Raw genomic sequence first — 10,296 nt, forward strand, 5'->3', positions numbered from 1 at the left:
AACCGTCCCTGCCAAATGGCTGAGAAAGGTGAAAGATGCACCATTCGGATTCCGCGACCGTGACCACGGTCGATACGCTTGCCAAGCTGCTCGATGTGTGCGGCGAGCTGCGCGCATCAGAGCAGGTTGACGAGCGTGCCGTGACCGGTTGCTCGTTTGATTCGCGCGCGGTCTCGGCAGGTGACGTGTTCTTCTGTAAAGGTGCTGCCTTTAAGCCCGCGTTTTTGAGCATGGCGCTCGATGCGGGCGCCGTCGCATTTGTGTGCGAGGAGTCGCTGGTCGAGTCTCTGGAGCCGCTGGCGAAGGAGAGCGGTGCTGCGATGCTGGTTGTTGATAGTGTTCGCACGGCCATGGCCCTGTTGCCGCCGGAGGTCTACGACCGTCCCGACCACGACGTCAAGATCGTGGGCATCACCGGCACCAAGGGAAAGACCACGGCCGCTTTTATGCTCCAGTCGATTATCAAAGCGGCGGGCGAGTCCTGCGGCATGATCGGCTCGGTGAGTACCGACGATGGTATCGAGTGCTACGAGAGCACCAATACTACGCCCGAGGCCCCCGAGGTTTGGCGCCATATCGCCAACTGCCGCACGTCCGGTCGCCAGTCCATGGTCATGGAGGTCTCGAGCCAGGCGCTCAAGTACCAACGCGTCGAGAATCTGCCGTTTGACGTGGCGTGCTTCCTCAACATCGGCCGCGACCACATCTCGCCGATCGAACACCCCACGTTTGAGGATTATTTTGAGAGCAAGCTCAGGATTTTTGACCAGGCAAAGACCGCCGTGGTGAATCTGGGCACCGAAGAGGTCGACCGTGTGCTGGAGGCAGCGTCGACGGCCGAGCGCTTGGTGACCGTTGGCGTCGAGCATCCCGAGGCAAGCCTGTGGGCGAGCGACGTACGCATGGTCGGCTTTAACATCGAGTTTAACCTGCACGGCATGAGCGCCGACGAGTCCGAGGCGGGGGAGAAGATCCTGCTGGGTATCGCGGGAGACTTTAACGTGGAGAACGCGCTGGTCGCTATCGCCGCTGCGCGCGAGATCGGCATCGGTATCGATGCCATCAAGAAGGGCCTCTCCAAACTGCGTGTGCCGGGCCGTATGGAGGTCGTGGAGTCGAAGGACGGTCGCGTGATCTGCGTCGTCGACTATGCGCACAACCAGCTTTCGTTCCGTTCGCTTTTCTCGTCGGTCAAGCGCGCGTTTCCCGCTAGCCCCGTCATTGCGCTGTTTGGCGCTGCCGGCGGCAAGGCGCAGGAGCGCCGCGAGCAGCTTCCGCGCGAGGCCGCACCGTATTCCGACCTGATGATCTTTGCCAACGAGGATCCAGCTCACGAGGACCCGATGAAGGTCTGTCGCGAGCTTGCCGAGCATGTTCCCGACGATACGCCGAACAAGATCATCCTCGACCGCGAAGCCGCTGTGCATGCGGCGTTCAAGGCGGCGCGCGAGGAGTACGTCAACCCCGATGCTCCCACCATTGTCTTGCTGCTGGCAAAGGGTGACGAGGAGCTCATGCACGTGGGCGACGAGTTCGTGCCCATCGAGAGCGACCTTTCGCTGGCCAATCGCCTGATCGATGTTACCCAGTTTGACTAATGAACCATGATGGCGGCGGCGCCCTGAGTGCGCTGTCGCCATAAGCGTGTTCCCTCAATCAAAACATGCCGTCCAAGTCCAAACCCTTCTACGTAAACGGAGTAACCATGTCCCACAACACCCTGCCGACCGTTGCCGAGCTTTCGGGCGAGATGCGCGAGCGCTTGGCCAAGGTCAAGTACGTCTTTACCGACCTGGATGCCACGATGCTCGCGCCCGGCTCGTGCGTGCTGCGCGACAACGACGGCAACCCCTCGACCAAACTCGTCGAGGCTGTCGTGGCGCTCGCTCGCGCTGGTATTCAGGTGGTTCCCACCTCGGGCCGCAACCGTACCATGATCCACGAGGACGCGCGTGTGCTCGGTCTCAACTCCTACATCGGCGAGATGGGCGGCCTGGTCATGTACGACCTCAAAGCCAACGATTGGGAGTATCTGACCGGCGACATGCCCTACGACTCCTCTTGCGGCCTCACGCCGCACCAGGTGATCGAGCAGACCGGCGTGTGCGAGAAGATCCTCGCCCGCTGGCCGCACAAGATCGAGTATCACAACGACATGTCGACCGGCTACAAATACCGTGAGGTCACCGTCGGCATGCGCGGCGATGTGCCCGACGATGAGGTTCAGGCCATCCTGGACGAGGCCGGCTGCGGTCTGATCTGGGCTTGCAACGGTCACCTGACGCATCTGTCCAAGCCGACGACGCTCGAGCTTGATCGCGTCGAGGACGGTCGCGCATTCAACATCAACCCCGCAGGCCTCAACAAAGGCGTCGCCATTGCGCGCTTCTGCGAGCACCTAGGGATCGAGCGCGAGGAGACGTTGGCGCTCGGCGATTCCGAGTCCGACTTCTACATGGCCGATCACGTGGGCACGTTCTGCCTGGTCGAGAATGGCCTGACGAGCGCCGGCGCGCCCGAGTTCCTGGCTGCTTGCGAGAACGCTTTCGTTACGCGCGGCAAAATTGTCGATGGTTGGGCGGCGACGGCAGAGCTGCTGGTCGCGGCGCGTTCGTAGCGCGGCGTCGCCGCACTTGGACATGTCTTTTTGAGAGAGACTGGTGAGGTAATGTCCGATATCGAGAATCCGACAGGTGACACGCGCCCGATTGGCGTGTTCGATTCTGGTTTGGGCGGTCTGACGGTTGCGCGCGCCATCGCGACGGCGCTGCCGCACGAGTCCGTCTACTACTTTGGCGACACCAAGCGCTGCCCCTACGGCACGCGCACCGAGGATGAGGTGCGCTCGTTTGCGTTGCAGGCGGGTCGTTGGCTTTCGAAGCACGACGTCAAGATTATGGTCATCGCCTGCAACACGGCGACCGCTGCGGCCTTGCGTCTGGCCCAGCAGGTGCTCGACGTTCCCGTGATCGGCGTGATCGCGCCGGGTGCCCGTGCAGCAATCAACAGCACGCGTACGCGTCGCGTGGGCGTGCTCGCTACCAACCTCACCATCCGCTCGGGCGCCTACACGCGCGCCATTCAGGATCTAGATGCCGGTGTCGATGTATACGGCTGTCCTGCCTCGAGCTTTGTCGAGGTTGTCGAACACGAGCTCGCCTCGGGTGCACATCTGCAGGAACAGTGGCTTGAGAACGAGGACATCTTCGATACGCCCGCCGTGCGTGCGCTGGTGGGTGCCACGGTTGAGCCGCTGCGCGACCACGGTATCGATACCGTGGTGCTCGGCTGTACGCATTTCCCGCTGTTGGTGGGACCTATCCGCCATGCGCTGGGGCCTGGGGTGCGCGTCGTGAGTTCCGCCGAGGAGACCACGCGCGAGCTGACCGATATTCTCACGCGCCGCGAGCAGCTGGCGGGCGACGCCGCCGAGCCGCAGCATCGTTTTGCCACGACGGCCGATAACATTGCCGAGTTTGCGGTGGCGGGTAGCTTTATCTTTGGTCAGCCGCTCAAGAGCATCGAACATATCGATATCGATGAGCTGAAATAGATGTAAGGCAGCCGCCAAAGCCTTCGCCACATCTTTTGCCGAAAGGAAATTTCTATGGAGTACATGCAGGTCAACCGCGCCAACGGTCGCGCCGCCAACGAGTTGCGCCCCGTTAAGCTCACCCGTGGCGTCATGAAGCACGCCCACGGCTCGTGTTTGGCCGAGTTCGGCGACACGCGCGTGCTGTGCGCCGCCACTATCGAGGAGGGCGTGCCGGGCTGGCGCAAGGGCGCCAAGGCCGGTTGGGTAACGGCGGAGTACGCCATGCTGCCGGCATCGACCGGCAAGCGCTGCAAGCGCGAGCATGCCAACCGCAAGGGCCGCTCCATGGAGATCGAACGCCTCATCGGTCGCAGCCTGCGTACCATCGTCAATATGAAGGCACTTGGCGAGTACACCGTTACCGTCGACTGCGATGTGATCCAGGCCGATGGCGGCACACGCACGGCGAGCATTACCGGCGCCTGGGTGGCGCTGCACGACGCCCTTGCCATGTGGGTCGAGGCGGGTAAGCTCGAGCGCATCCCGCTCACGGGCCAGGTCGCCGCGATTTCCATGGGCGTTGTCGACGGCAACACTCTGCTCGACCTAGATTATTCCGAGGACAGCCATGCCGAGGTCGACATGAACCTCGTCGCCACCGACACCGGCGAGATGATCGAGCTCCAGGGCACCGGCGAGCAGGCGCCCTTTGACCGCAAACGCCTCAACGCCCTGCTCGACCTGGGCGACAAGGGTATCGCCGAGCTCATCGAGCTTCAGCGCCAAGCCATCGCCTAACCTGCCAAAAGGGACAGGTTTATTTTGGTAGGTTTTATCTGCTGAAATGCTGCGTTGAAAGGTCCGATCGCCTGAGAGGGGAGAGGTCAAGTGCCCAAACGCCCCTCACGCGGCTTGCTATAGAGACAAGGAGGCCAGTCATGGCACTTGAGAAGATTGACATCGACACCCTCGACCCGGCGGCGACCATCGTCGTGGCAACGGGCAACGCCCACAAGCTCACCGAGATCGAGGCCATTTTGGGCAAGGTCATGCCCGAGGTGCGCTTTGTGGCGCTCGGCCAGCTGGGTGATTTTGAGGATCCCGAGGAAAACGGCACGACGTTTTTGGAGAACGCCATCATCAAGGCCCAAGCCGCGGTTGAGGAGACGGGCCTTATGGCCATTGCCGACGATTCGGGCTTGGTCGTTGATGCCCTGGACGGCGAGCCGGGCGTGTATAGCGCGCGCTATGCGGGCGTGCATGGCGACGATGCCGCCAACAACGCCAAGCTGCTCGTTAACTTGGAAGGCGTGGCAGACGAGGATCGCACCGCGCGTTTTATGAGTGTCGTCGCGCTCATCGACACGGATGGTCTGGTCACCTATGGTGAGGGCGCCTGCGAGGGCGTTATCGCGCACGAGGGCCGCGGCGATCACGGCTTTGGCTACGACCCGCTGTTCCTGCCGGTCGACACGCCGGGCAAGACCATGGCCGAGCTGACGGCGGACGAGAAGAACGCCATCAGCCATCGATTCCATGCGCTCGAGCACCTATCCGCCAAACTGACGGGCGAGGAGTAGGCCGTGCGTGCGGTGGTGCAGCGCGTACTCAACGCCGGCGTGACGGTCGACGGCGAGTGCGTGGGCCGCATTGGACGCGGCTACCTGGTGCTGCTGGGTGTGGGCCATGGCGATACGCGTGCCGAGGCCGATAAGCTGTGGGGCAAGCTCCGCGGGCTGCGCATCAACGAGGACGAGAACGGCAAGACCAACTTGGCGCTTGCCGATGTCGACGGTGAGGTACTCGTGGTGTCGCAGTTCACGCTGTTCGCTGACTGCCGCCACGGTCGCCGCCCATCGTTTACGGATGCCGGCGCGCCCGATGTTGCCAACGAGCTCTACGAGTACTTCCTGACGCTCGTTCGCCAAGATGTCGAACACGTGGCGCACGGCATTTTTGGCGCCGATATGAAAGTCGACTTGGTCAACGACGGCCCATTCACCATCGTCTTGGACACCGATAACCTTTAGGTTACGCGGTTTTACCAAACCGCGTAACAACTGGTCATGCGAGATTGTCGTCTGGTACGTATTCGAGACCGGGCTTTTTTAGCTACTTGCGTATGGCCACAACAGGGTGCTATAGTATTAGAGTTTTGTCTATCTTAGGGGTATTATCCCCTTTTTGAATTGCACCTTCTGGAGGCCCTGTTCATGGAAGAGATGGAAGTCAATCACGTCGACGACATCCACGAGAAGCTGACCGATATGGTGGGCGATCGCGTCAAGGTTAAGGCCAACATGGGCCGTACCCGCGTCGTCGAGCGCATGGGCACCATCAAGAGCGTCCACCCGGCCGTCTTCATTGTCGAGGTTGACGAGCGTCGTGGCCGCAAGTCGCGTCAGTCCTACCAGTATATCGATGTGCTCACCGGTCAGGTCGAGCTGTTCGACCCCGAGAGCGGCGAGCATATCTTTACCCCGCTCGGCAATCAGCTCGAGGAGCATTAACGGTGACCGATCGGTCCCTGACTCTTTCCGCGCCGGCAAAGATTAACCTCTACCTGGGGGTTCATACCGAGCGCGATGACCGCGGCTACCACAGGGTCGATTCCCTGATGGCGGCCGTCGGTCTTTCCGATACCGTGACGGTCACGCCGGCGCAGGCGCTGACCGTCCAGACGGTTCCGGCATCAGATTTTCCCATGCAAAAGAATACGGCGTATCGGGTTGCGGTTGCTATGGCCGAGCATTATGGTCGCGAGGCAAACATCTGCGTGACGATTGAGAAGCGCATTCCATTGTGCGCCGGCTTGGGCGGCCCCTCGACGGATGCGGCCGCGGTCATTGTCGCCTTGGCAGAGCTCTGGGGCATTGATCGCACCGACCCAGCGCTCGACGATATTGCGCGGGGCATTGGTGCTGACGTCCCGTTCTTTTTGCACGCGAGTCCTGCGTTCTACGTAGGTGGGGGAGACGTGCTGGCAACTGAGTACCCCGCGCTGCCCGCGACGCCCGTCGTGCTGGTCAAGCCGCGCGAGGCAAGCGTTTCGACAATTGAAGCCTATCGACGTTTTGACGAGGCCCCGGTGCCTGCGGACAAGCCCGGCGCGATAGCTTCTGCCTTGCGTGCTGGTGATGCCGAGACGGCATATGCACTCATCCATAACAATCTGGGTGTCATTTCCGCACAGATGGAGTCGCAGATTCAAACGGTCCTCGACTGGCTGCGTAAACAGGACGGAACCGTTGCTGTAGATGTGTGCGGATCGGGTGCCTGCTCGTTTGCCATTTGCGACACCGCTGCCACGGTCGAAAGGCTTGCCGATGCTGCCCAGCAAAATGGCTGGTGGGCCTGCGCGACTGAGTTTATTCCCAACACGGTTCAAATCGACGCGCCAAAGAAATAAAAATTTCTCTAGCACGCGGCGAAAATCTTTGTTACTATAGTCGAGCTAACGGGTTGTGGCTCAGTTTGGTAGAGCACTGCGTTCGGGACGCAGGGGTCGCTGGTTCAAATCCAGTCAACCCGACCAGAGCATGAGGAGGGACCGCTTCTTGCGGTCCCTTTTTTTAGCTATTGTTGTGATACCGCGATACCCGCGGTATACTCATTCGAGCTTGTCTCGCTGTATTGTGGAGGTCTACATGTTTGGACTGAGGGCTTCTGAGCTCATCATTATTCTCGTTGTTGTCCTGATTATCTTTGGGCCTAAGAACCTGCCGAAGCTCGGTAAGTCCCTCGGCTCTACCGTCAAGAATATCCGCGAGGGTATGGAGGGCGACGATAAGGGCGAAACCAAGCAGGCCGAGGACGTTGTGGTCGAGGAGTCCAAGGAGGACAAGGAGATCGCAGAGCTCGAGGCCAAGCTCGCTGCTGCCAAGCAAAAGAAGGCAGAGGACAGCGACGCGGACGCAGAGTAGTCCCATCCCTTTGGGGTGAGCACCTGACCGGCTTGCCCGCAGGCTAGCCGGTCTTTTTCGTTTTTGTTGACAGTTGATCGTTACATCATAGTTGGGGAGATATCCGTATGGACGCAAGCCAGATCGTACTGACCGCTGAGGGCCGCCAGAAGCTCGTCGAGGAGCTCGCTTGGCGTGAGGGCGATTACGCCAAGGAGATCGTCGAGGACATCAAGGAAGCCCGCGCGTTCGGCGACCTTTCGGAGAACTCCGAGTACGATGCCGCCAAGGACAAGCAGGCCCAGAATGCTGCTCGCATCGCCGAGATTCAGGCTATTCTCGCCAACGCCCAGGTTGCTGCCACCACGGGCGGTCTGACCGTCTCCATCGGTTCCACTGTTTCGCTGATTGATCCCAACGGTGAGGTCATGGAGGTCACGCTCGTCGGTACCACCGAGACCAACTCGCTCGAGCACAAGATCTCCAACGAGTCTCCGGTCGGCCACGCCATCATCGGTCATGGCGAGGGCGACTCCGTTGAGGTCGTTACGCCTTCTGGCAAGACCCGCGTCTACACCATCGCCAAGATCGCACGCTAGACCACGGTCCCGCGTAAAGGTATGTTTTCGCTCCCTGGGACCGAATCCTGGGGAGCGTTTTAGTTTGAGGAGCTAACTTATGGCAGAGAACCAGAACGTCGCCGATCAGGCCTCGACGCTCAACGACGAGCGCGCCACGCGTCTGGCAAAGCGCGCCGCCCTGTTCGAGGCGGGCCAGAACCCCTATCCCGAGCACTCCGAGATCGAGGACTATGTCGTCGACATTGAGGCCAAATATGCCGATCTTGCCGATGGCGAGGATACTGAGGGCGTCGTGAAGATCGGCGGCCGCGTGGTCGCCAAGCGCGGTCAGGGCAAGATCATGTTTATCGTCGTGCGCGACGCTACCGCCGAGATTCAGCTGTTCTGCCGTATTAACGACATGGACGAGGCGGCCTGGAGCACGCTTAAGGCCCTCGACTTGGGCGATATCCTGGGCGTGACCGGCGTGGTCGTGCGCACCAAGCGCGGCCAGCTTTCCGTCGCCCCCAAGAGCGCGACGCTGCTCTCCAAGGCCGTTCGCCCGCTGCCCGAGAAGTTCCATGGCCTCTCCGACAAGGAAACCCGCTATCGTCAGCGCTATGTCGACCTGATTGCCAACGACGATGTTCGCGAGACCTTCCGCAAGCGCTCGCAGATTCTCTCCACTTTCCGCCGCTTTATGGAGTCCGACGGCTACATGGAGGTCGAGACCCCCATCCTGCAGACCATCCAGGGCGGCGCTACTGCCAAGCCGTTCATTACCCACTTCAACGCGCTCGATCAGGAGTGCTACCTGCGTATTGCCACCGAGCTGCACCTCAAGCGCTGCATTGTCGGTGGTTTTGAGCGCGTGTTCGAGATCGGCCGCATCTTCCGTAACGAGGGCATGGACCTTACCCACAACCCCGAGTTCACCACGATGGAGGCCTACCGTGCCTTCTCCGACCTCGAGGGCATGAAGGCACTCGCCCAGGGTGTCATCAAGGCTGCCAACAAGGCCATCGGCAACCCCGAGGTCATCGAGTACCAGGGCCAGACCATCGACCTTTCTGGTGAGTGGGCCAGCCGTCCCATGACCGACATCGTCTCCGATGTGCTCGGCAAGCAGGTCACCATCGACACGCCGGTCGAGGAGCTTGCTTCCGCCGCGCGCGAGAAGGGCCTGGAGATTAAGCCCGAGTGGACCGCCGGCAAGATTATCGCCGAGATCTACGATGAGCTGGGCGAGGACACCATCGTCAACCCGACCTTCGTGTGCGATTACCCCATCGAGGTCAGCCCGCTTGCCAAGCGTTTTGAGGACGACCCGCGCCTGACGCACCGCTTTGAGCTGGTTATTGCCGGCCACGAGTACGCCAACGCGTTCTCCGAGCTCAACGACCCGGTCGACCAGGCCGAGCGCTTTGCCGCCCAGATGGCCGAGAAGGCCGGCGGCGACGATGAGGCCATGGAGTATGACGAGGACTACGTGCGCGCCCTCGAGTACGGTATGCCTCCCGCGGGCGGTATTGGCATTGGTATCGACCGCGTGGTCATGCTGCTTACCAACCAGGCTTCTATCCGCGACGTGCTGCTGTTCCCGCACATGAAGCCCGAGAAGGGTTTCCAGTCCGGTGCCGCTGCCGCCAAGGCTGCCGAGGCCGGCAACGCCGCGAGCCCATTCGTTAAGTCGCTTAAGCCCACGCTCGATTACTCCAAGATCGCCGTTGAGCCGCTGTTTGAGGAGTTCGTCGACTTTGATACCTTCTCCAAGAGCGACTTCCGCGCTGTGAAGGTCAAGGCATGCGAGGCCGTCAAGAAGTCCAAGAAGCTGCTGAACTTTACGCTCGACGACGGCACCGGCACCGACCGCACCATCCTCTCCGGTATTCACGCTTATTACGAGCCCGAGGACCTGGTTGGCAAGACCTTGCTCGCCATCACCAACCTGCCTCCGCGCAAGATGATGGGTATTCCCAGCTGCGGCATGCTGATCAGCGCTGTCCACGAGGAGGAGGGCGAGGAGCGCCTCAACCTGATCCAGCTCGACGCCTCCATCCCCGCCGGCGCAAAGATGTACTAACTTGTTACGCGGTTCTACGAACCGCGTAACGGCTCGACGCTGCGCGGTCCGCATTTGGGCAATCTGACGTTCAACTTCAAGGGCGCGACCAGAAGGTCAGCGCCCTTTCGTTTCACGTCACCTTGCCTCAAATGCGACCCGCTCGCTCATATGACCCAATCCGCTGTCAAGAGCCACAATGGCCCCGCCGACCGCTTGCAATCGGTCGGCGGGGCC

11 protein-coding genes and 1 tRNA gene are annotated in these 10,296 nt (G+C 61.1%); all 12 read left to right on the plus strand.

Annotated elements, in window-relative coordinates; all coding sequences use genetic code 11:
• Positions 1-35: 35 nt before the first annotated feature.
• The 12 genes from AB5Z54_RS07230 to lysS all read left to right on the plus strand — a co-directional run bounded on the left by AB5Z54_RS07230 (position 36) and on the right by lysS (position 10,080).
• The gene (locus tag AB5Z54_RS07230) at positions 36-1,598 is read left to right on the plus strand and encodes a Mur ligase family protein (protein ID WP_368134972.1); all 1,563 of its coding nucleotides are present in this window, start codon (positions 36-38) and stop codon (positions 1,596-1,598) included.
• Positions 1,599-1,705: 107 nt separating this feature from the next.
• Positions 1,706-2,617: an HAD family hydrolase gene (locus AB5Z54_RS07235; protein WP_055309432.1), complete on the plus strand. Its 912-nt coding sequence runs from the start codon at positions 1,706-1,708 to the stop codon at positions 2,615-2,617.
• A gap of 51 nt (positions 2,618-2,668) precedes the next feature.
• Complete coding sequence (gene murI, locus AB5Z54_RS07240; RefSeq protein WP_117716881.1) at positions 2,669-3,553, plus strand: glutamate racemase; 885 nt, start codon at positions 2,669-2,671, stop codon at positions 3,551-3,553.
• 54 nt (positions 3,554-3,607) lie between these two features.
• On the plus strand, positions 3,608-4,333 hold the full coding sequence (gene rph, locus AB5Z54_RS07245; protein ID WP_368134973.1) for a ribonuclease PH: 726 nt from the start codon (positions 3,608-3,610) through the stop codon (positions 4,331-4,333).
• Between the two features lie 140 nt (positions 4,334-4,473).
• Positions 4,474-5,115: an RdgB/HAM1 family non-canonical purine NTP pyrophosphatase gene (rdgB, locus tag AB5Z54_RS07250; RefSeq protein ID WP_022094898.1), complete on the plus strand. Its 642-nt coding sequence runs from the start codon at positions 4,474-4,476 to the stop codon at positions 5,113-5,115.
• A gap of 3 nt (positions 5,116-5,118) precedes the next feature.
• Positions 5,119-5,565 (plus strand): D-aminoacyl-tRNA deacylase, encoded by a 447-nt coding sequence (gene dtd / locus AB5Z54_RS07255; protein ID WP_055286755.1) that lies wholly within the window; start codon positions 5,119-5,121, stop codon positions 5,563-5,565.
• 183 nt (positions 5,566-5,748) lie between these two features.
• Positions 5,749-6,045 carry a Veg family protein gene (locus AB5Z54_RS07260; RefSeq protein WP_006234957.1) on the plus strand — a complete coding sequence of 99 codons (297 nt, stop codon included), beginning with the start codon at positions 5,749-5,751 and terminating at the stop codon, positions 6,043-6,045.
• A 2-nt stretch (positions 6,046-6,047) separates the two neighbouring features.
• On the plus strand, positions 6,048-6,944 hold the full coding sequence (gene ispE / locus AB5Z54_RS07265; RefSeq protein WP_271730202.1) for a 4-(cytidine 5'-diphospho)-2-C-methyl-D-erythritol kinase: 897 nt from the start codon (positions 6,048-6,050) through the stop codon (positions 6,942-6,944).
• A 49-nt stretch (positions 6,945-6,993) separates the two neighbouring features.
• Positions 6,994-7,070, plus strand: a tRNA-Pro gene (locus AB5Z54_RS07270).
• Between the two features lie 112 nt (positions 7,071-7,182).
• A complete protein-coding gene (gene tatA / locus AB5Z54_RS07275; RefSeq protein ID WP_368160981.1) occupies positions 7,183-7,458 on the plus strand; it encodes a twin-arginine translocase TatA/TatE family subunit in 276 nt (91 codons plus the stop codon).
• Positions 7,459-7,565: 107 nt separating this feature from the next.
• Complete coding sequence (greA, locus tag AB5Z54_RS07280) at positions 7,566-8,036, plus strand: transcription elongation factor GreA (protein WP_368160982.1); 471 nt, start codon at positions 7,566-7,568, stop codon at positions 8,034-8,036.
• A 79-nt stretch (positions 8,037-8,115) separates the two neighbouring features.
• A complete protein-coding gene (gene lysS / locus AB5Z54_RS07285) occupies positions 8,116-10,080 on the plus strand; it encodes a lysine--tRNA ligase (RefSeq protein ID WP_368160984.1) in 1,965 nt (654 codons plus the stop codon).
• Positions 10,081-10,296: the final 216 nt, after the last annotated feature.

Source organism: Collinsella aerofaciens (assembly GCF_040910185.1).
GTDB classification, from domain to species: domain Bacteria; phylum Actinomycetota; class Coriobacteriia; order Coriobacteriales; family Coriobacteriaceae; genus Collinsella; species Collinsella aerofaciens_BF.

What these genes read in the sequence shown, in the direction of transcription:
- AB5Z54_RS07230 (WP_368134972.1), top strand. Translation starts at nt 36, where the DNA reads ATGCACCATTCGGATTCCGCGACCGTGACCACGGTCGATACGCTTGCC.
- AB5Z54_RS07235 (WP_055309432.1), top strand. Translation starts at nt 1,706, where the DNA reads ATGTCCCACAACACCCTGCCGACCGTTGCCGAGCTTTCGGGCGAGATG.
- murI (WP_117716881.1), top strand. Translation starts at nt 2,669, where the DNA reads ATGTCCGATATCGAGAATCCGACAGGTGACACGCGCCCGATTGGCGTG.
- rph (WP_368134973.1), top strand. Translation starts at nt 3,608, where the DNA reads ATGGAGTACATGCAGGTCAACCGCGCCAACGGTCGCGCCGCCAACGAG.
- rdgB (WP_022094898.1), top strand. Translation starts at nt 4,474, where the DNA reads ATGGCACTTGAGAAGATTGACATCGACACCCTCGACCCGGCGGCGACC.
- AB5Z54_RS07260 (WP_006234957.1), top strand. Translation starts at nt 5,749, where the DNA reads ATGGAAGAGATGGAAGTCAATCACGTCGACGACATCCACGAGAAGCTG.
- tatA (WP_368160981.1), top strand. Translation starts at nt 7,183, where the DNA reads ATGTTTGGACTGAGGGCTTCTGAGCTCATCATTATTCTCGTTGTTGTC.
- greA (WP_368160982.1), top strand. Translation starts at nt 7,566, where the DNA reads ATGGACGCAAGCCAGATCGTACTGACCGCTGAGGGCCGCCAGAAGCTC.
- lysS (WP_368160984.1), top strand. Translation starts at nt 8,116, where the DNA reads ATGGCAGAGAACCAGAACGTCGCCGATCAGGCCTCGACGCTCAACGAC.